The organism is Tateyamaria sp. LSS28, from assembly GCF_059611725.1.
This window is the reverse complement of sequence record NZ_JCAPFI010000005.1, coordinates 325,724-348,787: the sequence shown is the minus strand read 5'-3', so window position 1 is coordinate 348,787 and position 23,064 is coordinate 325,724. Positions and strand designations below refer to the sequence as shown.

Sequence of the window (23,064 nt, the reverse complement as noted above, 5' to 3'; positions counted from 1 at the left end):
GCAGCCACACCCGCGATGCTAGGACCAAGGCAACAAAACCGGAGAGAGACATATGCGGCGCACATTGGCAGCAGGCAACTGGAAGATGAACGGCACCCCCGAGATGTTGGCAGAGCTGGCCACGCTCACCGGCGGTGCGTCGGACAATGCACCACAGATCATCATCTGCCCCCCCGCGCCCCTGCTCACCCGCGCCGCCGATGCAACAAAAAACAGCCCTGTCGACATCGGCGGCCAGGACTGTCATGCCAGTGCCAAGGGCGCCCATACCGGCGATGTCGCCGCATCCATGCTCAAGGACGCAGGCGCCAGTGCCGTGATCGTCGGCCACTCCGAACGCCGCGCCGACCACCACGAGACCAACGCGCAAGTCCGGGCCAAGGCCGAAGCAGCCTACGCCGCGGGCCTCACCGCCATCATCTGCATCGGCGAAAGCGAAGAAGAACGGCTGGGTCCCGACTGCCTCGATATCATCGCCGCCCAACTCGATGGCTCGACCCCAGACAATGCCACGGCAGATAACACCGTGATCGCCTACGAACCCATCTGGGCCATCGGCACCGGACGTGTGCCCACGATGGAACAGATCGTGGAAACCCACGACATGATCCGCGAAAAACTGACCGCGCGCTTCGGCAGCCAAGGCGAAAACATGCGTGTTCTCTACGGCGGCTCGGTCAAACCCACAAACGCAGCCGAAATCTTCCAGGCCGAAAACGTCGACGGTGCCCTTGTCGGCGGTGCCTCCCTCACGGCGTCCGACTTCCAGCCGATCATCGACGCACTGGCGGCCTCATAGTCTTCTTCTGGCTACAAATACCTCGGGGGGTTTGGGGGGCAGAGCCCCCCATCAGCACAAATGAATCGCGTCGCCGCAAGGCGCCCTTTGGATCAGCGCTCCGTCACTGCACGATAATCTCCGGCCCCATCATCAGGGTCGGCAACCAGATCGAAATGGCCGGAATATAGGTCACCATGATCAGGAAGACGAAGAGGACGGCCAGGAACGGTAATGCCGCCCGGACGACCCGCATCATCGGCATCCCCGCCACGCCTGAAGTGACAAACAGGTTCAGCCCCACAGGCGGCGTGATCATCCCGATCTCCATGTTCACCACCATGATGATGCCCAGGTGAATGGGGTCGATCCCCAACTCAATGGCGATGGGAAAGACCAGCGGCGCCACGATGACCAGAAGGCCCGATGGCTCCATGAACTGTCCGCCAATCAGCAGAATCACGTTCACGATGATCAGGAACACGACGGGGCCAAAACCCGCATCCAGCATCGCCCCGGCAATCTGCTGCGGGATCTGCTCATCTGTTAGAACATGTTTCAGGATCAAGGCATTGGCGATGATGAACATCAGCGTGACCGTCAGCTTACCCGCCTCGAAAAACGCGTGCTTGGTGTCGCGATGCACCAGTGCCAGCGGCATCCGGGCAAAGTCCGTGGCAATGGAAACAGGGTTCAAATCCAGCCCGCGCACGACCCGCTCGGCCACAGCGCTCAAGGCCGCCAGGGCAAAGCCGATCAGCGCGGATGTGGTCAGGTCGAGGCCACCCGACACCAGCCAGATGATGACCCCAAGCGCCAGCCCGCCCATCAGCGTGATGCCGGTGAAGTTGCCCGCCCTTGGCGCGACCTTCGAAAACGGCCCCATGTCGCGGTAGATGAAACTGGCAATAAGGAAGGAATAAACGGCTGCTACGGCGGCGGCTTCGGTGGGCGTGAAGATACCACCATAAATCCCGCCCAGAATGATGATGATCAGGAACAGACCACCCGACGCGGCCCCGGCGGAGGAGGCAACCTCGCCCCAGCCCAGCCAGTCCCCCTTGGGCAGGTTCTTGATCTTGGCGATGGCATAGATCGTGACCATCAGCATCGTGCCTGCCATGAGGCCCGGAATGACGCCCGCAAGAAACATCCGCCCCACGGACACATCCGTGGCCGAGGCATAGACCACCATCACGATGGACGGCGGGATGAGGATGCCCAGCGTGCCCGCATTGGCGATGACGCCCGCCGCAAAATCCTTGGAATAGCCAACCTGCCGCATACCCGCGATCACGATGGAGCCGATGGCAACAACCGTGGCTGGCGATGACCCGGACAGGGCCGCGAACATCATGCAGGCGAACACGCCCGCAATGGCCAGACCGCCGGGGAAATGGCCCACGACCGCGATGGAAAACCGGATGATCCGTTTCGCCACCCCACCCGTCGACATGAAGGTCGAGGCAAGGATGAAGAAGGGGATCGCCAGCAGCGTGTAATGCCCCGCCATCGCCTGAAACAGTGTCTGCGCAATCGAGGCGAGCGACGTGTCGCTCAGCACCAGCAGGAACACGATCGACGACATGCCCAGAGCCACGGCAATCGGCACGCCGATCAACATCATCCCCACGACGAGGGTAAAGAGAATTGCAACTTCCATAGTCTCAGTCGTCCCGGTTCAGGTGTTTGACGTCTTCGATGGCGTCTTCGGCCTCGTGGCTGACGATCAGGCTGGTGGTTTGTCCCCGCCAGACCCTTACAGTCGCCTGCACGAAACGAAACAGCAGCAGGCCCATGCCGAATGGCAGAATGGCGTAGGGAATGAAGCGCGGAATTTTCTCGTAGGCTTCACCCTCATTCATCAGAGGTTCGATCCATTTCAGCCATGTGGGATGCGGAATATCGACCGTCTCGTACCACCCGCGATAGGACGAACGCTTCATCTCTTCGAACCCGGTGGGGAACCAGCGGCCCGTGGTCTGCGGCAGGTTGGCGAAGTTGGCCCAGTAGTCCCACGCGCCCTTGAAGACGAGGAAGGCGTAGGCGATGCAGATGGCACCTGCGACCAATGCGATAACACGGCGGACCGGAGCAGAGAACAGGTTGATGACGGCATCAACGCCAAGGTTCGCGGTGATCTTGACCGCATAACTGACACCGAACAGCACCAGCCAGGCAAAGAGGAAGGTCACCATCTCGAGGCCCCAGATCAGGCCTGTGTTGTAGCCGTAGCGCAGCACCACGTTGATGAAGGTGATGAGTGTCATCAAGGCCAGCAGGATCGCGATGGCCGTTTCTTCGATTTCGTTGACCCAGCGGCCAAAGCCCGAGCCGGGATCATAAGCGCCTGCCATGGTCCTGCCCCCTTCCCCAAATTTTCAAGAAAAGATGGGCCCGGCGGATGTCCCCGCCGGGCCGCGTCGCGCGACCTTTAGTTGGTCGCGGCGTTGATGGCTTGCGCCGCGTCGATATTGTCCTGGCCTACGTCGTCCTTGAACTGGTCCCAAACGGGTTTCATCACGGACACCCAGGCGTCGCGCTGTGCGGCGTCCAGCTGGCGCACAGTACCACCGGCGTCGATGATGGCCTGCTTGGCCTCTTCATTGACTTCGAAGGCTTGCGTGTTGCGCGTCGTGGTCACCTCTTCGACGATTGTGGTCAGCTGGGCACGTGCGTCGTCGGGCATGCTGTCCCAGAAGTCCGTGGACGTCGCGACGAGGTAGTCGATGATGCCGTGGTTCGTCTCGGTGATCCCATCCTGCACCTCGAAGAACTTCTTGCCGTAGATGTTGGACCAGGTGTTTTCCTGACCATCCACAACGCCGGTCTGCAGCGCGCCATAGACTTCGGAAAAGGCCATGGGCTGGGGCGAGCCACCGATGGCCGCCATCTGCGCCTTGAGCACGTCGGAGTTCTGGACGCGGAACTTGAGGCCGTTGGCATCCGCAGGTGTCATCAGCGGCTTGTTGGCCGACATCTGCTTCATGCCGTTGTGCCAGAACGCCAGACCCAACAGGCCGCGGCGGGTCATCGATTCCTTCATCGCCTGACCGGTTTCGGAGGCCTGGAATGCGTCAACGGCGTCGATGTCCTTGAACATGAACGGCAAGTCGAAGATGCGGAATTGCTTGGTGAACTGCTCGAACTTCGACAGCGAGGGCGCAGCCATCTGAACGTCGCCCTGCAGCAGCGCTTCGAGCACCTGATCGTCGTTGTAGAGGGTCGAGTTCGGGAACACTTCCATGCAGGCGGTGCCGTTCATTTCCTCGTTCACGCGCTCTTGCAGCAGCGAGGCGGCGATGCCCTTGGGGTGCTTGTCGGTGTTGGTGACGTGGCTGAACTTGATGACGATTTCGCCATCGTCACAGGCAGCGGCCACGGCGCCTGCGCTGACGGTCAATGCCAGGGCGGCGGCGGTCAGGAATTTCATTGTCTGTCTCCTCCCAGAGATCGTGTTTTTGGATGTGTCCCCGCGGGGACAGCGATTTGGATAAAAGCAGAGCGTACGGTGGGGTACATAGAAGGAAGTTTTTAACTTCTTTCGTCGCCATCTTATTTCCTATTTTTCAATATCTTAAAGAACACTTTGAAAGGTATTCAGGTGTTGCGCGCTACCTGTGTGTGCGGATTTTCGCACTGCCCCACGCAACACTGTGTGGAAATCCGCACAGTGTTAGCGCCGATAGTCCTCGGGCCGAATCCCGTACTTCTTGAGCTTGTCGTAGAAGGTCTTGCGCGGAAGTCTCAGCGTTTCGGCAGCCGCGCTGGCATGCCCGTTCTGTCGCCCCAACGCCGCCACGAGTAGTGATCGTTCGACCCGCGCCATCTGCTCTGCCAACCCGAGATCCACGGCCTTGGACGCATCCTCGGGCATACCCAGCACAAAGCGCATGGCGGCACTCATCAGCGATCGCGCGTTGCCGGGCCAATCCTGTGCCATCAGGGCGGCCATATGATCCGGGGCCAGTTCCGGCGGGGTCAGACCCGCCTGCTCAGCCGCCTGGGCGACATAGTGGCGGAACAGGATCGGGATGTCCTCGGGCCGTTCGCTCAGTGACGGAATGCGGATCGGGAACATCTCGATCTTGTAGTAAAGATCGGCGTTCAAAGCGCCCTCTTCTACGGCTGTGCCAAGGTTGCGTGTGCTGCCAGCGATCAGTCGCGGGCCTTCGCCTGCCTCCAGCGCTTCGAGCAGGGCGAGTTGGCTGGCATGGGGCAGCCCGGTGACTTCATCCAGAAACAGGCTGCCACCCTTGGCCTTGTCCATAGCCTCGGCCAGTGCGCCCGGGCGCAGATCGGCGGCGGCGCGTTTGACGAAGGGCGCCTTGGACCGAAGGGAGCTGAGGTGAATGACCTCGGCCACCTTGGAAATGCCCGTACCAGGCGCGCCGGTCACCAGAACCTCGGTCTCGAGCGGCGCCAGCAGGCGCACGCGGTCGCGCAACCCGTTGGCAAGATCGCTTTCGCCAAAGAGCATACGGGCGGCCGGATCACCGCTTTCCACCAGTTGCCGCAGGCGGCGGTTTTCCAGAACCAGGGCGCGGGTTTTCAAGGCACGTTCAAGAACAGCCAGCAACTCATTGGGTTCACAAGGTTTTTCGAGGAATCCAAATGCGCCGTCGCGCATCGCCTGCACCGCCATGGGAATATCACCTTCACCCGTCAGCAGGATCACCGGCAGGTCCGGGTCGATCTTGCGCGTGTGCGCCAACAGGTGGAACCCGTCACGCCCCGGCATCCGAATGTCCGACAGGATCACACCGTCAAAGTCGCGTGCAATGTGATCCTTGGCGACCACGAAAGAGCCCGCAGGGATCGGCTCAAGATCTGCAAGCTCCAACGTTTGGGCCAGCGCGTCACGCACGGCGGCGTCGTCATCGACAAGCAGCACCCGAGTGGTCATGCGGCCGCCTCTTGCGTCCAGGGTTGCAGATCGACCGTGAACACAGCGCCGTCCGGGCCATTTGCGCCGTGGATTTCGCCCCCAAAGCTTTGCACGATGCCGTACGAGATCGAGAGACCGAGCCCCATCCCTTCGGACGCGCCGACCTCTTTAGTGGAATAGAACGGGTCGAACACCCGGTCCGGCGTTTCGATGCCGGGGCCGGTGTCGGAGATGATGACTGATGTGTTTTGGATGTCGATGGTCAGAGCGCGTATGTCGCGCCCGGCCATGGCATCGACGGCATTCGAGATCAGGTTGACGAACACCTGACCCAACCGCACCTCGCCCCCCGACACCCAGACGGGTGCATCGGGCAGGTTGACCACAAGCGTAACATCCTCGTTCCTGATGCGGGGCGTGGTCAGTTCGACGGCGCTTTGCACCACTTCGACAAGATCCACGCGCAGCGCAGGTTCGCTTTCCTGCCGGGCAAAGGCGCGCAGGTTCTTGATGATGCGCCCCATGCGGCGGGCCATATCGGCGATGCGGCCGAGATTGTCCTCGGCCCGGTCGGGCTTGTCGCGCTGCAGGAAGGCTTGGGCGTTGTCGGCATAGGTCTGGATCGCCATGAGCGGTTGGTTGAGTTCGTGGCTGAGCCCCGCGCTCATCTGCCCCAAGGCGCTGAGTTTGCCCGCCTGGACAAGGTCGGCCTGCGCCTGTGCGAGGGCGGCTTGCGCCTCTTCCCGCTCCTCGGCCTCGCGCCGCAGCTGGGTGTTGGTGTCCGACAGCGCGGCGGTGCGTTCGGCCACGCGTTGTTCCAGTTGCGCATTCGCTTCGGCCAATGTGCGGCGCCGTTCGGTGGCAAGGAACAGCAGCGCACCGAAGGCAAGGCACAGCCCGGCCACCGCTGCGGCCTGCAGCGTGGCGAGGCGGCGCGCCGGTGCTACGTCTACCAGTGCCTCACCCGTCATGCCGATCACCGGCAAGGGCCGCACAAGGTGCAGGGCATTTTGCGGCAGGTACGGCCCCCAGCCCAACTGCCAGACCTCATGTCGGCCCAATTCGTAGCTGTAGAAGGGCAGCGCCGGGCCGGTAGCCGGTTGTAGTCCGGGGCCCTCATCCGAGCGCTGCCAATAGACGATTTCGGAACGGTTGGTGATGAACACCCGGTCGCGCGCATCCGTAAAGAACACCGCCGGGTTCGACCCGACCCAATCCCATTCGATCCCGGCCAGGTCTGCCGTCACAACCACGATGCCAGTGATGCGGGATCGCGCATCAAATACGGGTGCGGCATAGGCAAAGACGCGGGTGCCTTGGGCCGTACGCCCGTTGCCCCATCCCAGCGCCCCTTGCGCCGCCCGCGCCACCAGCGGTGCGATGTCGAGCCCCGGTTGATCGGGCCGTGCGGCCGCCAGCACGAGGCCGTCTGCGTTCGTCAGGCGGATGTCCTGCGCCGCCGTTTTGTCTGCAATTTCAAGGAACAGCGCTTCGGCCTGGCGGACATCTTCCCCGGCGAGTGCCGCGTTGACACGGGGGTGATCGGCCACCAGAACAGCCAGTTCACGGTAGCGCTGAAGCTGTCCGGTCAGCCGGTCCGAAGCCAGCGCAAGATCCGATTGTCCCTGCCGGGCCAGCTGGTCAAGCGCCTGGAAATACCCGTACCGCCACACGCCCATTGCCGCCGCCGCAACCAACGCAACAAAGCCCAGCACCACACTGATCCGTCTGATGTATCCGTTTCCCATGACGGCCACATTATCCGCGTGCGCAAAGGCTTGCCAAGGCGCGTCGGGCCTGAGACATCTGCCCCATGTTGATCCAGTCCCCGCATGAGCCCGCTTTTGTTCAAGACCCATACGCCTTTTACGACCGTGCGCGGGCCGACGGCCCGGTGCTGTTCTGGCAGGACTACGGGATGCACGCGGCCTTTGACCATGCCACCGTGCATGCGCTGTTGCGCGACCGGCGGTTGGGCCGTGCCGTACCCGGGCGCGGGGCCGCACCCGCCCACTTGACCGAATTCGATGCCGCGGAACGCTATTCGCTGCTGGAGTTGGAGCCGCCGGAGCACACCCGCTTGCGCAGGTTGGTCTTGCATGCGTTCACATCGCGCCGGATCGCAGGGCTGGAGGACGACATTCGCGCCATCTGCGCTGATCTGCTGGCGGGGTTGCCCGAGGGGCAATTCGACCTGATCCCGACCTATTGCCAATTGGTGCCCGTCCGCGTGATCGCGCGCCTGCTGGGTGTGCCAGAGGAGATGGGCCCAGACCTGTTGAGCTGGTCGTCCGCGATGGTGGCGATGTATCAGGCGGGGCGGACGCGGGTGATCGAGGATGCGGCGAACGCGGCGGCCAAGGAGTTTTCGGCATTCCTGCGCGGCTATATCGAGGAGCGACGGGACGATCCCCGCGATGACCTGATCACCGAGTTGATCGCGGCAGAGGAAGACGGCCAGACGCTGAACCACGACGAGATGATCGGAACGTGTATCCTGCTGCTGAACGCAGGGCACGAGGCGACGGTGCATAGCTTGGGCAACGCCGTGAAGGCGCTGGTCGAGACCGGACAGACCGATGCACTGGCCCCGGGCCGCGTGGACAGGACGGTGGAAGAGGTCATGCGCTTCGACCCGCCGCTGCATATGTTCACACGGCACGTCTATGAACCCATCGAAGTGGGTGGGCACAGCCTTGGCCCCGGCGACGAGATCGCCCTAATGCTGGGGGCAGCGGGCCGCGACCCAGCCGTGTTCGACGCGCCTGAGCAGTTCAACCCGGCGCGGGTCAAGAACACCCATGTCGCCTTTGGCGGCGGACTGCATTTCTGCGTGGGCGCCCCGCTGGCCCGGCTCGAGATGCAAATCGCCCTGCCCATGTTGTTCGAAACGATGCCAAACCTGCGCATTACCGAAGCCCCGAAATACGCAGACAGCTACCACTTCCACAAACTCGACCGGCTGATCGTCAGCCCGTGAGTCGAGACCGGGTCAAGGGTGGCCGCAGGCCACCGCCAGAGGCGGCTTGTCCTTGACGCGGGCGCGACTCACATCACACTTGATCAGGTCTGCTGAAGGCGCAAAGCGCCTTCAGCGACCTCTCAGCAAAACTTTCCACACCGCCCAACCCACGCGACATCAAAATCAAAGTGTCGCGTGTCCACTTGCTGAATGTGAAATGCGCGGTAGCGCTCTATTTGGCTACGTTTCCAAAGGGAGCATCGTGGTGGATTTGATCTCTTCCATCGACAAAAGCGCTGTCACGTTGTGCACCCGCACCTCCGATATCAGCGCCTGGTAAAACGCATCATAGGCGCGGGCGTTTTTCACCCGCACTTTCAGAATGTAGTCGATGTCGCCCGCCAGCCGATGCGCCTCCTGCACCTCCGGCCGCTCCTGCAGCGCGCGCAGGAACTTGGCCTGCCAGTCGGCCTCGTGTTCTGATGTGCGGATCAGGACAAAGAAACAGGCCTCGAACCCCAGCGCCTCTGCATCCAGCACAACGGTCTGCTGACCGACCACGCCCGCCTCGCGCAGCTTGCGAATCCGGTTCCAAACGGGGGTCTTCGAAGACCCCACTGCCTTGGCAATATCGTCCAGAGACTGGCTGGCATCACGCTGCAGCTCGGCCAGAATTTTGCGATCTACCTCATCGATGCGAACAGACATTCCAAAGCGCTCCAAATCGGGAAACAGGTGTTCTGCACCTGCACAGAGACAGAACAATCATCCTTATCTGCGCCGCTGTCTAGCAGAAAACCGGGATAATTTCCTATATTGGGGGTCAGTTTTACGGGATCGAGGCCGATATGAACCATTTCCCCATCTTCCTGAATACCGCCGGACGGCGGATTGTGCTGTCGGGCGGCGGCGATGCGGCGCTGGCCAAGCTGCGCCTGCTGATGAAGACGACGGCCCATATTACGGTCTTTGCGCCAAACGCCGATAACCAGATCAAGGCATGGGCCCAGGACGGCAAATTGCGCCTGATCGACCGCGCCATGGAGCCCGGCGATGCGATGTGCGCAGCCCTCTTCTATGCCGCCGATGAAGATGAGGTGGAAGACAAGCGCACCGCGGCTATTGCCCACGCAGATGGCGCGCTCGTCAACATCGTTGATAACCTCGCCGACAGCCAGTTCATCACCCCCGCTATCGTGGACCGTGATCCTGTTACGGTCGCCATCGGCACCGAAGGGGCCGCCCCGGTGCTGGCCCGTGCGATCAAGGCCGATCTGGAGGAGCGCTTGCCTACGTCCCTCGGCACCCTCGCCCGCATCGGCAAGGCGTTCCGCAAGGCGGCGGACGTCCTGCCCTTTGGCCGCCCGCGCCGCGACTTCTGGCGCGACTACTATTTCAATACCGGGCCCAAGGCGATGAGTGATGGCGAAGAGGCCGTGCAGCCCGCCCTTGATGGTCTGCTGGCGGATCATCTGATGCGCGACACCCGCAAAGGTCACGTGGCCTTTGTCGGCGCAGGCCCGGGTGATCCGGAGCTGCTGACCCTAAAGGCCCGAAAAGCCTTGGATGAGGCAGACGTGGTGATCTACGACCGCCTAATTTCGAAGGAAATCCTGGAGCTTGCCCGCCGCGAGGCCACGATGATCGACGTGGGCAAAGAGGCCTTTGGCCCCTCGACCCCACAGGAGACCATCAACGATCTGATCGTGGAACATGGGCTGAAAGGTGCGCAGGTCGTGCGCCTGAAATCCGGTGACGCCACTGTCTTCGGTCGTCTGGATGAAGAGATCGAGGCGGTGACCGAGGCCGGTGTGGAGTATCACATCGTGCCGGGCATCACGGCGGCGTCCGCTGCTGTCGCCTCCATCGGTCAGTCGCTGACCCGCCGAGGCCGCAACTCCTCCGTCCGGTTCCTGACCGGCCACGACACCCGCGGCTTTGCCGATCACGATTGGAAGGCGTTGGCCCGCCCCGGTGAGGTAGCGGCCATCTACATGGGCAAGAAATCGGCCCGCTTTATCCAAGGTCGCCTGATGATGCACGGTATTGATCCAGCAACGCCCGTGACCTTCGTGGAAAATGCAAGCCGGGCCGACCAACAGGTCCTGTCCACCACCGTGGCCGAGATGGAACCGACGCTGACCAAGGCGGGGCTTGGCGGTCCAGCCTTGACCTTCATTGGCCTCGCCCCCCGTGCCGCGCTGGCCGCCATTCCCGAGATCCCCATGCCCCAGATGCAGGAGGCACACTGATGCCCAAGGTCTTTACCCCAAAAGTTGTCACCGCCAACCACCTGCTGGCAGGCGACGTGATATACCAAACCGCTGATAGCTGGACCCGTAAGCTGGAAGAGGCCGAAGTGCTGACCGATGAGGCCGATGCCGATCTGCGCCTCATCGAAGCCAGCCAACAGGTGGACGAAGTTGTCGGCGCCTATCTGGCCGATGTGGCGGTTGAGGACGGCGTGCCTGTCCCCACCCATTTCCGCGAAACCTTCCGGGCCACCGGCCCCAGCAACTACGCCCATGGCAAGCAAGTGGAGCTGTCCTGATGTATAGCTATTCCGAGTTCGACACCGCCTTTCTGGCTGAACGAAACCGCCAGTTCCGCCAGCAGGTGGAGCGCCGCGTCTCCGGTGCGCTGACCGAGGATGAGTTCAAGCCGCTGCGTCTGATGAACGGTCTGTATCTGCAACTGCACGCGTACATGCTGCGCGTCGCCATTCCCTATGGCACGCTGTCGTCAGCCAAGATGCGCAAGCTGGCCGAGATCGCGGAGCGCTGGGACAAGGGCTATGGCCACTTCACCACGCGCCAGAACATTCAATACAACTGGCCCGAGCTGAAGGACGTGCCCGACATGCTGGACGCGCTGGCCGAGGTTGGCATGCACGCCATCCAGACCTCCGGCAACACGATCCGCAACGTGACCGCTGACCACTTTGCCGGCGCCGCCGCGGACGAAATTGCCGACCCGCGCCCCGTGGCCGAGCTGATGCGCCAGTGGTCCACAGATCATCCTGAGTTCCAGTTCATGCCGCGCAAGTTCAAGATCGCGATCACCGGCAGCTCGAATGACCGTGCCGTGACAAAGGCGCATGATATCGGCATCCGCATGGTCGAGCGTGACGGCGCGCGCGGCTACGAGATTATCGTGGGCGGCGGTCTGGGCCGGACCCCGATGATCGGCAAGGTTATCAATGACTTCCTGCCCGAAGCGGACCTGCTGCCCTATCTTGAGGCCATCGTGTCCGTCTGGAACCAGATCGGCCGCCGCGACAACAAGTACAAGGCGCGGATCAAGATCACCGTGCATGAACACGGTATTGATGAAATACGCCGCCTTGTGGACGAACGGTTCGAAGAGACACGTAAAACCTTCTCGGGCGTGGACGTGCAGATGCTGCGCGAGATCGAAGAACACTTCGCGGCCCCCGCCTTTATCACGAAGTCGGAAGCACCATTCAAAGACGCCTATCACAACGATCCCGTGTTCCGGTCATGGGCAGATACGAACCTGACGGCGCACAAGGCGGATGGGTACAAGATCGTGTCGATTTCGCTGAAGAAACATGGGGATACCCCTGGCGATGCAACGGCTGACCAGATGCGCCTGATGGCGGACCTTGCAGAAGAGTTCGCCCATGACGAACTGCGCATCAGCCACGAGCAAAACGTGATCCTGCCGCATGTGCACGTGTCCGACCTGCCCGCGATCCACGCGCGGCTGAAAGAAGCTGGCCTCGCCACAGCCAATATTGGACTGATCAGCGATATCATCGCCTGCCCCGGCATGGATTATTGCGCGCTGGCGACCGCCCGCTCGATCCCGATTGCGCAAGAAATTGCGACCGCCTTTGACGATCTGAAACGCGAGCACGAGATCGGCGCGCTGAAGATCAAGATCTCGGGCTGCATCAACGCCTGTGGCCACCACCACGTGGGGCATATTGGTATCCTGGGTCTCGACCGTGCAGGTGTGGAGAACTACCAGATCACGCTGGGCGGCGATCACACCGAACAGGCCAAGGTTGGCGATCGCGTCGGCCCCGGTTTCTCGGCTGATGACGTTGTGCCAGCGGTTGAGCGGATCGTGGACACATATCTCGACCTGCGCACCGACGAGACCGAGGAGTTCATCGACACCTACCGTCGCACCGGCCTCGCCCCGTTCAAGACCGCACTGTATCCCGAAACCAAGGTGGCAGCGGAGTAAGATCCCATGCTTCATCTTGCCCAGAAAACTTCCCCCGGAGGGCCGGTCCGCCCGGAAGCGCACGTGATGGTCAGCGCGCTGAATGCGCAACTGACCCATCACGGCGCCACCGATGTGCTGCGCGCGGCATTCGAGGCGGTGCCAGACATCGCATTGGTGTCCAGTTTCGGGGCGGAATCGGTGGTTCTGTTGCACCTTGCGGCGATGGTGAAGCGGGACGTGCCGGTGATCTTCATCGACACGGAAATGCTGTTTGCTGAAACGCTGGTCTACCAGCAAGACGTGGCCGAGCGACTCAGATTGGAAAATGTGACCGTTATCCGGGCGGATGAAATCCGCAAGCAGGACCCGGATGGCACGTTGCATCAGCGCGACACGGATGCGTGCTGCGCGTTGCGCAAGACCGTGCCACTACAACGGGCACTCGCGCCCCACAGCGGCTGGATGACAGGGCGGAAACGGTATCAGTCGGGAACGCGCTCGACGCTGGAATTCTTCGAGGTCGAAGAAGCGACGGGGCGCATCAAGGTCAACCCGCTGGCCCGCTGGGCGCCTGAGGATGTGCGCGACTATATGGAAGAAAACCGCCTGCCCCGGCACCCGCTGGTGGCACAAGGCTATCCCAGCATCGGTTGTGCGCCCTGCACGTCGCCGGTGGCAGAGGGCGAAGACCCGCGCGCGGGGCGTTGGCGGGATCAGGACAAGGACGAATGTGGCATCCATTTTGTCGATGGCAAACTGGTGCGCGTAGGAGAAAGCAAATGACAATTGTTGTAACGGATCAGGGCTTTGGTCCCGACACCTGGGATGGCGGCTATGCTCCGCTTGGCGAGGCTGCGAATGATGCGGCAGCGCTTGACGTACCAAGCGATGCAGACCCAGATCAGATCCCGCTGAATGCGGATATCATCCGCGTGGATTTCCCCAGCTTTGCCGATGGGCGTGGGTTCACCATTGCCCGGATGCTGCGCCTGCGCGGGTATCAGGGCCGTCTGCGCGCCAAGGGGCACGTGATTTCGGACCAATACGCCATGGCCCGCCGCTCTGGCTTTGATGAGGTCGAGATCAGCCAGGCACTGGCCGCCCGTCAGCCCGAGGACCAGTGGCAGTTCCGCAGCGACTGGCAAGCCCATGATTATCAGGCCCGGCTGCGCGGTGCGTCCAACCACTAAAGCCCCGTCATCTGACCCAGATCAAGGCGCGCGACCTTTCGCGCACTTACCCAGCTACAAAATTCTTCCCAAATAGAGAGGCGCGGGTGTAAACCCGCGTTGACATATACATGACCGAGCAAACACCCGTGAACGAGACAACCGCCGTCAAGGCCACCCCGACCCTGCCCGATGCCCAGACGGTGACGGAGATCGAACACTACACCGATCGCCTGTTCCGCTTCCGGTGTACACGACCCGCATCCTTGCGCTTTCGCTCGGGCGAGTTCGTGATGATTGGCCTGATGGGTGACCCGCACCCCGAAACCGGGAAGCAGAAGCCGCTGTTGCGCGCCTATTCCATCGCCTCTCCATCATGGGACGAGGAACTGGAGTTCTACTCGATCAAGGTACAGGACGGCCCGCTGACCTCGAAGCTGCAGCACATCCAGCCGGGCGACGAAATCATCCTGCGCCCCAAGCCCGTCGGTACGCTGGTGCATGACGCCCTGCTGCCCGGAAAACGCATCTGGTTCTTTGCCACGGGCACGGGCTTTGCGCCTTTCGCGAGCCTGCTGCGCGAGCCGCAGACCTATGAGGATTATGATGAGGTCATCATCACCCACACCTGCCGCGAAGTGGGTGAGCTGACCTATGGCCGCGACCTGATCGAGAGCCTGAAGCACGATGAGTTGCTGAACGAGGTCATCGGCGAAGGCTTCTGGAAGAAGATCAAGTATTACCCGACCACGACCCGTGAAGAGAGCCCCAAGATGGGCCGCATCACCGACCTGATGAAATCCGGTGAAGCCTTCAAGGATTTGGACGTCGAGCCGCTGAACCCCGAAAGCGACCGCGCGATGATCTGCGGCAATCTGGCCTTCAACCTCGAATTGAAAGAGATGTTCGAGGCGTATGGGCTGGAAGAAGGCGCCAATTCCAAGCCGGCGCATTACGTGGTGGAAAAAGCGTTCCTCGACTGACGCAAGTGCACCCTTTGCATCAGCTATCCTGATCCTGTGCAATCAGGGTCAGGAACGTATCGATCAGCGTCATGTCTTTGGACACTTCGGGGTCGAACACGCCTTTGTGGGTCCAGCTGAGCGACAGGGCGCTGTAAGCAGCGGCCCATGACAGCAGATGGGTTTGCGAGACATTCAGCGCGGCGGACCACTGCACCGCCCGGCGCAGGATCACGGCCGGATCAGAAAAGATCGCATCCGATCCAAGCGGGTTTCGGAACGCGTTTGCGAGTTCGTATGTCGCCTCACCCAACACACCTTTGGCGTCAAAGGCCAGAAAGCCGCGGTCGCTGCCCCGCACGTTGTCGTGGTGCAGGTCACCGTGCAACGGGCGGATATTCGTTTGATTGGCCAGCAGCGGCTGCGCCAGTTGGCGCGCGGCTTGTACCGTTGCCCGCACGCTAGACGGACAATCCGGGGTGAAGGTCGCTGCAAAGAGCGCCTCGAACCTATGCGGCAACGGATCAAGGCTGCGCGGCGGGTCTATCCGGCTTTGGTGCAATTGCTGTGCGACATCGCCAAGGATTTGGGTTGCCTGCTGATCGTCACCCTGACGCACCATGTCGCCCAGCGATGGGCCGTCCAGCCATTCCATCAGAACGGCTGCGCCTGCCCTCTCGAATACGCGCGCCGCACCCTGCCCGTCCAAGGCGGTGAGCAAGTCGAACCCCGGGGCTTCGTCCCGCAAGTCATTATCTGTGTAGCATTTCAAGCAGGCTGTGGTGCCGTCCGCACGTTTGACCCGCCAGAGCGATGCAATAGGCGTGTCCGTCAGGTGTTGAGCCTGTGTGATTTGGAAGGCGGTCAGTAAGCTGGTGTCAGGTTGCATGTCGCATGGGTATTGTCCCTGCTTCGACATGTCCAATGCCCGATCAGGTGGGCCAGAAAAAGGCCGCGCCCCAAGGGTTGGGACGCGGCCATATCACCGTTTGCTGACAGCTTAGATCAGAGACCCATCGCCTGTTTCAGCTGGTCCAGAAGGCCTTCCAGCACTTCGGGATTGTTTTGCGCCTGTTCGATCCCGGCTTTGAGCGTTGTTTTCTGCACGACGCTCAACGCTTCGGAGTTGTCGATCATCTCGGCGACCTTGTCGAACTCGAAGCCGTCGACGGTCAGCAGGTCAGCGACACCGCCATCCGTTGCACTTTCAGTTGCTACGCTTGCGGTGTCGGTCGCTGCGTCAGTTGTTGCATCCGTCGCTTCGGTTGCTGCACCTTCCGCAGTGTCGGTCGCGGCATCTGCCGTATCGGTCACAGCATCTGTCGTCGCCTCTGCAGCGTCGGTTGCACCTTCGGCGGCATCTGTCGCCGTGTCGGTTGCTGCATCAACTGCTTCAGAGGCGGTTTCAGTTGCGGCATCCGCTGCGTCCGTTGCCGTCTCTGTTGCTGCGTCAACCGCCTCTGATGCAGCGTCGGCAGTGTCTTCGACCAGGCTCTGCGCGCCTTCCACGGCATCCGCAGCCGCATCGGCGGCGCCTTCGGCTGCGTCTGTAGCGGTATCGGCCACGGCATCGGCAGCCGCTTCTGCGCCTTCAGCCACCGCTTCGCCCGCGTCCGTTGCCGCATCCACGGCTTCACCCACGGCGCTTTCGGTCGCTTCTGCCGCCTCGCCGACGGCATCACTTGCGCTTTCCAGCGCTTCGGGTGCGTTCACGGCGTCCGCCGCTTGCGTCGCCACGTCTTGAGGGGTCTGACCCGAGTACAGCAGATACGCCCCCCCCGCGATCACGACCGCCACCATAATCCAAATGAGATTCTTCATTGCCCACTCCTTTTGTCCAGCGGTCACCCCCTGTGACCGTGTCTTTACTCTCGGGTGTCAGATGCGCAGGCCCGTGAAAAGGTGCAAGGGGGAAATTTGTAGATTTCGGCGCAGGATGGCCGATTCAGAGGGTTGAAGAAAACCAGGGCAAAGAGTAGGTTTTGGCCTCATATTTTTCGGAACGATCAAAGGACGACCACCATCGCTCGCAGACCCCACAACGCGCCGCCGCAACGCGACACCGGCCCGCGCGTCAACGACAAGATCCGCGCCAACGAAATCCGCCTGATTGGCGCCGACGGCGAAAATGTCGGTGTCGTCACCCCCGCCCGCGCCATGGATATGGCAGACGATGCAGGCTTGGACCTGGTTGAAATCTCGCCCAACGCCAATCCGCCCGTGTGCAAGATCATGGATTTCGGCAAGTTCAAGTACGAGACGCAAAAGCGCGAAGCCGAAGCCCGCAAGAAGCAGAAGATCATTGAGGTGAAGGAGGTGAAATTCCGCCCCAACACCGACACCAACGATTACGAAGTGAAGATGCGCAATGTCTTCAAGTTCCTCGAGAACGGGGACAAGGTGAAGGTGACCCTACGGTTCCGCGGGCGCGAGATGGCGCACCAGAATCTGGGGCGTGAGTTGCTGGAGCGCGTGGCCGAAGACACCAAGGAAATCGGCAAAGTCGAGAACTTCCCCAGGATGGAAGGCCGTCAGATGGTCATGATGATCGGGCCGCTGCCGCAGAAGTAACGACCTGTTCTTGTCCCAAATTCCAAGGGCGTCGCTTTCGCGGCGCCCTTTTTGGTGTCAGACGGTCTAGACGTTCACGTTGTCTTTCGTATCGTCATCCTCGGACGGCTCGAACAGTTTGGAACTCAGTTCGATCATCTTGCCCGTTTCTGCCGTGTACTGATCAATCGCCTTCTGCAGAAAGGCCATTTGTACCTCCTGCACTTCGGTGGGCGTCTTGGCGTGTAGCAAAGAGTGCTGCAAGGCAACATCCTCGCGCACCCGTTCGGCAACAAAGGTCATCCATTCGGCACCCATATCGCTCATTCGTTCGATGGAAGAGGCCCCGAACCAATTGAGCGCGCCGAGGCCAGCCGCTTGCCATTGTGACATGGCATCCGCCATGGTTGATTGGTCTGTATCCTTCGGGTGTTTGTCTGTGCGTTTCATCGTGCGCAATCCTCCCTATGGCGGGATTATGCTAACACGAGTGGCGCCTGCGTACCTTGCGCACAGTCAAAATTGATGTGCGCACGCGGCCCCTTGCCGAAAAAAGAGGCCAACTTGCGTTGGCTTCTTGTCAGGACGGGTATCAGGTCTGCGGATTTGCGGCCGTGTCGGCAACAACCACCGCCTGCACGAAGCCGCTGAACGGGTCGTCAATGTTGCCTGAGCCATCGCGCAGCAGGAAGTCAGCCGTCACAGTCACGGCATTGCCCGATATCCGGGTGATATCCAGGTCCACCTCTTGCTCCAGCACGTGGTGATCGCCGTTGTTGTACCGCTGGCGAAAGCCTTTGAGCATCGCTTCGGCTTTTTGCACTGTGGATCCAAAGGTGACGGTCTGGGATTCCCGCTGTTTGCGCCCGCGGGTTGGATCGAAATGAATAGTCAGTTGGCGAAATTCGACAGCCATAATAGTAACTTCTTGAATAAAACAGTTTTTCAAATCACTGCTAAATATGCAGTGATACTATCATAACGCGAACCCCTCTTTTTTGCCCGTCCGGATCTGTGTCGCCCTACCGAACTTGTGAATGTCTGCATGTGAGCGCTCACAAACCCAGCCTTGACCTTGCCCGGGGCGCATTCGACAAGGGGCCCTCATCAACGGAGCCAGAGACCATGCCTGAATTTGCGCGCTACCCCAGCCTTGAAGGCGCACCTGTCCTTGTGAGCGGCGGTGCATCTGGCATTGGCCGGTTGACGGTCGAAGCCTTTGCCGAACAAGGGGCAAAGGTTGCGTTCCTGGATCGGGATTCCGACGGCGCGGTGGAGGTGACGAAAGCAGCCGGTGCCCCCCATGCATTATGCGACTTGCGCGACATTGCAGCCACACGAGAAGCGATCGCGGACCTGGCCAGGCAGGTTGGCCCCTTCAAGGTTCTCGTCAACAACGCGGCCCGTGATGACCGGCACAACTGGCAAGACGTGACCCCCGAGTATTGGGACGAACGGATGCAGACCAACCTGCGCCACATGTTCTTTGCCATCCAGGCTGTGGCGCCGGACATGATCAAGGCCGGAGGCGGCTCCATCATCAACATGGGCTCCAATTCCTGGTGGGAGGCTGGAGGTGGCTTTCCCGCATACACCACGGCCAAAGCTGCCGTACACGGCCTGACCCGCACCATGGCGCGCGATCTGGGGGACCACCGCATTCGGGTGAACACGGTTGTGCCCGGCTGGATCATGACGGACCGCCAAAAGGAGCTGTGGGCCACGCCAGAGGCGCTGGAGGCGCACCGTGCACGGCAATGCCTGCCCGACCTGATTGATCCCGTGTACGTGGCGCGGATGGTGCTGTGGCTGGCCTCAGACGATGCTGCAATGTGCACAGCGAACAACTTCATGGTCGAAGCCGGCTCGATCTAGGGCAGCGAAACACCTGCGGACCTTGCACCATCGAACAACTCCCGCAGATGACCGAATTCCGCCACAAGCACGCAGCGTGCAAGGTTCGTGTCCTCGCTGTAGCGGGCAATACACAGCGTGTTTGACGCTCCGCGCTGCACGGCCGTATCCAAAAGCGGCTCAAGCAGTTCCGCATAGCGCTGCATGACCATCGTCAGGTCGTTAAAACATGCTTGGGCCGGTCCGCTCTCTGACCCTTCGCATCTTGCGATTGCCAGAGAAAGGCAATGGGTTTGCATCGGCGCGCGCAGCGCATCTCCCAGACCATCAACAGCCTTGGCACACCCCACAATGTTGGCCCGTTGGAATTGTATGTCCTCCGCAAACAAACTGCAGGGAAAAAGCAAAAGGGCCGCCAGCAGGCAGCCCTTCCATAGGTGAGTCCAAGCGCGGTTCACGCGGCCGCTGTGACGGCCCGCTTGGTCATCACGGCGCAAAGATGCGCGCGGTAGTCACCCGTTCCATGCAAATCACTGATCATATTGTCGCCGGACAAGCTCAGGCCGTCGATGGCATCAGCCGAGAAGTTCGACGACAGCGCGGCCTCGGCCTCGGTCCAGCGGAAGACACCATCGTTGCTGGCACCGGTGATCGCGACACGAACGCCATCAGCATATTTCGCCACGAACACACCGACGAGCGCAAAGCGGGATGCAGGTTGCACGAACTTCTGGTAATTCGCTTTGTCCGGCACCGGAAAGCGCACCTCGGTGATGATCTCACCTTCGTCCAGCGCCGTCGCGAACATACCCTGGAAGTAATCGTCCGCCGCGATTTCGCGAGTGTTGGTCTTGATCGTGGCCCCCGATCCCAAGGCAGCCGCCGGATAACAGGCGGAGGGGTCGTTGTTGGCAAGGCTGCCACCGATGGTGCCACGATTGCGCACGGCCGGGTCACCGATATGCGCCGCTGTCGCCGCCAATGCAGGGTAGCCCCCGGCCTCTGCCGCAACAGTGGCGTGGTTGGTCGACCCACCCACGCAGATTGATCCGTCTTCTCCTTTGCACACGCCGCGCATCTCGTCGATAGCGGACAAACTCACCAGCTTGTCCGGGCTTGCAAGGCGCTGCTTCAGCGTCGGGATCAGGGTTTGCCCCCCGCCCAATGGCTGGCTCTCGGTGCTGTCCGACAACTCCTTGACCGCATCTGCGATCCGGGTCGGTTTTACGACATCAAAGTTGTACATCTTTGGTCCTTTCTCTCGGCAGGATGCGCGTCTTCATCTTGCCAAATAAACTTTGGGGGTCCGGGGGCTGGCCCCCAGTCCCACACTTTCCATTCAGCCGTTCATTGCCCCCCAAACCCTGTCGGGTGACAGCGGCATGTCGATATGGGTCACATCCTTGCCTGCCGATTGCAGCGCATCGACCACAGCGTTGACCACTGCAGGCGGTGACCCGATGGCCCCGGCCTCGCCACATCCCTTCACGCCCAACGGATTGTGCGTACAGGGCGTCTGGCTGGAGTGATCCACAGCGAACAACGGCAGATCGTCGGCGCGTGGCATCGCGTAATCCATGTAGGATGCACTCAGAAGCTGGCCGTTTTCGTCATAGGCGCAGTTTTCCAAGAGCGCCTGGCCAATGCCCTGCGCGATCCCGCCATGGACCTGACCGGTCACGATCATCGGGTTGATGATGTTGCCAAAATCATCGGCGGCAGCGAACCGTTCGATGGTCACCTTGCCAGTGTCCGGATCCACTTCAACTTCACAGGCATAAGCCCCTGATGGATAGGTGAAATTCGCCGGATCGTAGAAGGCCGTTTCCTCAAGCCCCGGCTCGATATCCTCAAGCGGGTAGTTGTGCGGCACATAGGCCGCGAGGGTCACATCGCCCCAGGCGACCGACTTATCGGTGCCCGCCACGCTGAACGCGCCGTCCTTCAACTCAATGTCGGCCTCGGACGCCTCCAGAAGGTGAGAAGCTATCTTCTTGGCCTTATTGATGATCTTTTCGGTTGCGCGGACCATGGCGGATCCCCCCACTGCGATAGAGCGGGAGCCATAGGTGCCCATGCCCATCGGCGTGTTGGCGGTGTCGCCATGCACGATCTCGACCATGCTCTCGTCGATGCCGATCATCTCGGCCACGACTTGCGCAAAGGACGTCTCGTGCCCCTGCCCGTGGCTGTGAGAGCCGGTCATTACAACCAGACCACCCGTGGCGTTCACGCGGACGGTCGCGCTTTCATAGAGACCGGCACGTGCACCGAGTTGCCCGACAAGGTTCGACGGAGCAATGCCGCAGGCCTCGATATAGCAGTTCACACCCAAGCCACGCAGCTTGCCGTTCTTTTCACTTTCCGAGCGGCGCGCGGCGAAACCGGCGAAGTCACCCATCTCTTCAAGCTTGTCCATGGTGCCGTGATAGTCACCGGTGTCGTACTCGACAGCGACCGGTGTGGCATAGGGGAACTCCGTGATGAAGTTCTGGCGGCGCAGCGCGATAGGATCAACGCCCAACTCGCGCGCGGCCTTGTCCACTACACGTTCCAGCTGGAACGTCGCTTCGGGGCGGCCTGCGCCACGGTAAGCATCGACTGGCACCGTATTGGTAAAGACCGCCTTGACGTTCACGTAGATCAGCGGGGTTTTGTAGTTCCCTGCCATCAGCGTGCCGTGCAGCCAAGTTGGGATCGACGGCGCGAAAGTCGAAAGATACGCGCCCATGTTGGCGTGCGTCTCGGTCCGGATCGCGGTGAAGTTGTTGTCCGCATCCAGCGCCAGTTCGATCTTGGTCACGTGGTCGCGGCCATGCGCGTCCGAGATGAACGCCTCGGTGCGCGAGGATGTCCACTTGACCGGACGGTTGCAGGCCTTGGCGGCAAAGGTGCAAAACGCCTCTTCCTGGTAGTGGAAGATCTTGGTGCCGAAACCGCCGCCCACATCGGGGGCCACGACGCGCAGCTTGTGCTCGGGGATGCCGAGGACGAATGCGCCCATGAGCAGCCGGATCACGTGCGGGTTCTGCGACGTCGTATAAAGCGTGCTGTCGTCAGTGCCCTTTGCATAGTCGCCGACGGCCACCCGGGGTTCCATCGGGTTGGCCACAAGGCGGTTGTTGACCAGCTCAAGCGAGGTCACGTGCGCCGCATCGTCAAATGCCTTGTTCACGGCGTCCTTATTCTCTTCGACAAAGCCCCAGTCGTAGCAGAGGTTGTCGTTGAGATCGTCGTGCACCTTGGTGGCACCACTTTCGAGCGCCGCTTTCATATCCACCACGGCAGGCAGCTCGTCGATGTCGAGCACGATGGCCTCGGCGGCATCCCGGGCCTGTTCGGCGGTGTCGGCCACAACGGCAGCGACAGGCTCGCCCACGTGCCGGACCTTGCCCTGTGCAAGGATCGGGTGTGCTGGTTCCTGCATGGGCTGTCCATGACGGTCCGTGACCTGCCAGCCGCAGGGCATACCACCCACGCCCTCAAAATCCGAGCCGGTAAAGACGCGTACCACACCGGGCATCCCGGCAGCGGCCGCGGTGTCGATGTTTTTGATCGTCCCATGCGCGATGTCCGAGCGCAGGAAATGCACATAGGCCTGGCCACGGATGTTGATGTCGTCGGTGTAGTTTCCGGCCCCTGTCAGGAACCGCACGTCCTCGCGCCGCTTGCTGCTGGCGCCGATGCCTCCGTCTTTTGGCATG

23 protein-coding genes are annotated in these 23,064 nt (G+C 61.3%); 10 read left to right on the top strand and 13 right to left on the bottom strand.

Annotation, left to right across the window (positions count from 1 at the left end):
• Positions 1 to 52 precede the first annotated feature (52 nt).
• Positions 53 to 799, top strand: a complete 747-nt coding sequence (gene tpiA / locus AC53L6_RS17395) for a triose-phosphate isomerase (RefSeq protein ID WP_496908759.1) — start codon at positions 53 to 55, stop codon at positions 797 to 799.
• Between the two features lie 103 nt (positions 800 to 902).
• Here the strand turns inward: tpiA and AC53L6_RS17390 are convergent, their stop codons facing one another.
• The 5 genes from AC53L6_RS17390 to AC53L6_RS17370 form a co-directional block, all read right to left on the bottom strand.
• On the bottom strand, positions 903 to 2,441 hold the full coding sequence (locus tag AC53L6_RS17390; RefSeq protein WP_496908758.1) for a TRAP transporter large permease: 1,539 nt from the start codon (positions 2,439 to 2,441) through the stop codon (positions 903 to 905).
• Between the two features lie 4 nt (positions 2,442 to 2,445).
• On the bottom strand, positions 2,446 to 3,135 hold the full coding sequence (locus AC53L6_RS17385) for a TRAP transporter small permease (protein WP_472727757.1): 690 nt from the start codon (positions 3,133 to 3,135) through the stop codon (positions 2,446 to 2,448).
• A gap of 77 nt (positions 3,136 to 3,212) precedes the next feature.
• A complete protein-coding gene (locus tag AC53L6_RS17380) occupies positions 3,213 to 4,211 on the bottom strand; it encodes a DctP family TRAP transporter solute-binding subunit (RefSeq protein WP_496908757.1) in 999 nt (332 codons plus the stop codon).
• A 243-nt stretch (positions 4,212 to 4,454) separates the two neighbouring features.
• Positions 4,455 to 5,684: a sigma-54-dependent transcriptional regulator gene (locus tag AC53L6_RS17375; protein ID WP_496908756.1), complete on the bottom strand. Its 1,230-nt coding sequence runs from the start codon at positions 5,682 to 5,684 to the stop codon at positions 4,455 to 4,457.
• Positions 5,681 to 7,414, bottom strand: a complete 1,734-nt coding sequence (locus AC53L6_RS17370) for a sensor histidine kinase (protein WP_496908755.1) — start codon at positions 7,412 to 7,414, stop codon at positions 5,681 to 5,683. The genes AC53L6_RS17375 and AC53L6_RS17370 overlap by 4 nt, the downstream gene beginning before the upstream one ends.
• A 65-nt stretch (positions 7,415 to 7,479) precedes the next feature.
• On the opposite strand from AC53L6_RS17370, the gene AC53L6_RS17365 reads away from it, so the two are divergent.
• On the top strand, positions 7,480 to 8,646 hold the full coding sequence (locus tag AC53L6_RS17365; RefSeq protein WP_496908754.1) for a cytochrome P450: 1,167 nt from the start codon (positions 7,480 to 7,482) through the stop codon (positions 8,644 to 8,646).
• 222 nt (positions 8,647 to 8,868) lie between these two features.
• Here AC53L6_RS17365 and AC53L6_RS17360 read toward each other — a convergent pair whose 3' ends face one another.
• The gene (locus AC53L6_RS17360; protein WP_299549142.1) at positions 8,869 to 9,336 is read right to left on the bottom strand and encodes an Lrp/AsnC family transcriptional regulator; all 468 of its coding nucleotides are present in this window, start codon (positions 9,334 to 9,336) and stop codon (positions 8,869 to 8,871) included.
• Between the two features lie 140 nt (positions 9,337 to 9,476).
• Here AC53L6_RS17360 and cysG point away from each other — a divergent pair, with 140 nt between their 5' ends.
• The 6 genes from cysG (at position 9,477) to AC53L6_RS17330 (ending at position 14,977) form a co-directional block, all read left to right on the top strand.
• The gene (cysG, locus tag AC53L6_RS17355) at positions 9,477 to 10,880 is read left to right on the top strand and encodes a siroheme synthase CysG (RefSeq protein ID WP_496908753.1); all 1,404 of its coding nucleotides are present in this window, start codon (positions 9,477 to 9,479) and stop codon (positions 10,878 to 10,880) included.
• Positions 10,880 to 11,179, top strand: coding sequence for a DUF2849 domain-containing protein (locus tag AC53L6_RS17350; protein WP_496908752.1), 300 nt, complete (start codon positions 10,880 to 10,882; stop codon positions 11,177 to 11,179). Before cysG ends, AC53L6_RS17350 begins: the two co-directional genes overlap by 1 nt.
• Positions 11,179 to 12,843 carry a nitrite/sulfite reductase gene (locus AC53L6_RS17345; protein WP_496908751.1) on the top strand — a complete coding sequence of 555 codons (1,665 nt, stop codon included), beginning with the start codon at positions 11,179 to 11,181 and terminating at the stop codon, positions 12,841 to 12,843. Before AC53L6_RS17350 ends, AC53L6_RS17345 begins: the two co-directional genes overlap by 1 nt.
• A gap of 66 nt (positions 12,844 to 12,909) precedes the next feature.
• Positions 12,910 to 13,608, top strand: a complete 699-nt coding sequence (locus AC53L6_RS17340; protein WP_472729319.1) for a phosphoadenylyl-sulfate reductase — start codon at positions 12,910 to 12,912, stop codon at positions 13,606 to 13,608.
• Entirely contained in the window at positions 13,605 to 14,015 is a 411-nt protein-coding gene (locus AC53L6_RS17335) for a DUF934 domain-containing protein (protein WP_496908750.1), read from the top strand. Before AC53L6_RS17340 ends, AC53L6_RS17335 begins: the two co-directional genes overlap by 4 nt.
• A gap of 110 nt (positions 14,016 to 14,125) precedes the next feature.
• Positions 14,126 to 14,977 (top strand): ferredoxin--NADP reductase, encoded by an 852-nt coding sequence (locus AC53L6_RS17330; protein WP_496908749.1) that lies wholly within the window; start codon positions 14,126 to 14,128, stop codon positions 14,975 to 14,977.
• 19 nt (positions 14,978 to 14,996) lie between these two features.
• Here the strand turns inward: AC53L6_RS17330 and AC53L6_RS17325 are convergent, their stop codons facing one another.
• Together AC53L6_RS17325 and AC53L6_RS17320 are read right to left on the bottom strand one after the other, a co-directional pair.
• A complete protein-coding gene (locus AC53L6_RS17325) occupies positions 14,997 to 15,845 on the bottom strand; it encodes an aminoglycoside phosphotransferase family protein (RefSeq protein ID WP_496908748.1) in 849 nt (282 codons plus the stop codon).
• Between the two features lie 116 nt (positions 15,846 to 15,961).
• The gene (locus AC53L6_RS17320; protein WP_496908747.1) at positions 15,962 to 16,777 is read right to left on the bottom strand and encodes a translation initiation factor 3; all 816 of its coding nucleotides are present in this window, start codon (positions 16,775 to 16,777) and stop codon (positions 15,962 to 15,964) included.
• A gap of 132 nt (positions 16,778 to 16,909) precedes the next feature.
• On the opposite strand from AC53L6_RS17320, the gene infC reads away from it, so the two are divergent.
• A complete protein-coding gene (gene infC, locus AC53L6_RS17315) occupies positions 16,910 to 17,527 on the top strand; it encodes a translation initiation factor IF-3 (protein WP_299602960.1) in 618 nt (205 codons plus the stop codon).
• 66 nt (positions 17,528 to 17,593) lie between these two features.
• On the opposite strand, the gene AC53L6_RS17310 is transcribed toward infC, so the two are convergent.
• Both AC53L6_RS17310 and AC53L6_RS17305 read right to left on the bottom strand, forming a co-directional pair.
• Positions 17,594 to 17,956 carry a phasin family protein gene (locus tag AC53L6_RS17310; RefSeq protein WP_299748521.1) on the bottom strand — a complete coding sequence of 121 codons (363 nt, stop codon included), beginning with the start codon at positions 17,954 to 17,956 and terminating at the stop codon, positions 17,594 to 17,596.
• A 142-nt stretch (positions 17,957 to 18,098) separates the two neighbouring features.
• The gene (locus AC53L6_RS17305) at positions 18,099 to 18,422 is read right to left on the bottom strand and encodes a hypothetical protein (RefSeq protein ID WP_496908746.1); all 324 of its coding nucleotides are present in this window, start codon (positions 18,420 to 18,422) and stop codon (positions 18,099 to 18,101) included.
• 209 nt (positions 18,423 to 18,631) lie between these two features.
• Between AC53L6_RS17305 and AC53L6_RS17300 the strand changes: the two genes are divergently transcribed.
• On the top strand, positions 18,632 to 19,381 hold the full coding sequence (locus tag AC53L6_RS17300; RefSeq protein WP_496908745.1) for an SDR family NAD(P)-dependent oxidoreductase: 750 nt from the start codon (positions 18,632 to 18,634) through the stop codon (positions 19,379 to 19,381).
• Here the strand turns inward: AC53L6_RS17300 and AC53L6_RS17295 are convergent.
• From AC53L6_RS17295 to AC53L6_RS17285, 3 genes are all read right to left on the bottom strand, one after another.
• Positions 19,378 to 19,710: a hypothetical protein gene (locus AC53L6_RS17295; RefSeq protein ID WP_496908744.1), complete on the bottom strand. Its 333-nt coding sequence runs from the start codon at positions 19,708 to 19,710 to the stop codon at positions 19,378 to 19,380. The two genes, AC53L6_RS17300 and AC53L6_RS17295, sit on opposite strands and share 4 nt — an antisense overlap.
• Positions 19,711 to 19,814: 104 nt before the next feature.
• On the bottom strand, positions 19,815 to 20,606 hold the full coding sequence (locus AC53L6_RS17290; RefSeq protein ID WP_496908743.1) for an FAD binding domain-containing protein: 792 nt from the start codon (positions 20,604 to 20,606) through the stop codon (positions 19,815 to 19,817).
• 93 nt (positions 20,607 to 20,699) lie between these two features.
• Positions 20,700 to 23,063 (bottom strand): xanthine dehydrogenase family protein molybdopterin-binding subunit, encoded by a 2,364-nt coding sequence (locus AC53L6_RS17285; RefSeq protein ID WP_496908742.1) that lies wholly within the window; start codon positions 23,061 to 23,063, stop codon positions 20,700 to 20,702.
• Between the last annotated feature and the right edge of the window lies 1 nt (position 23,064).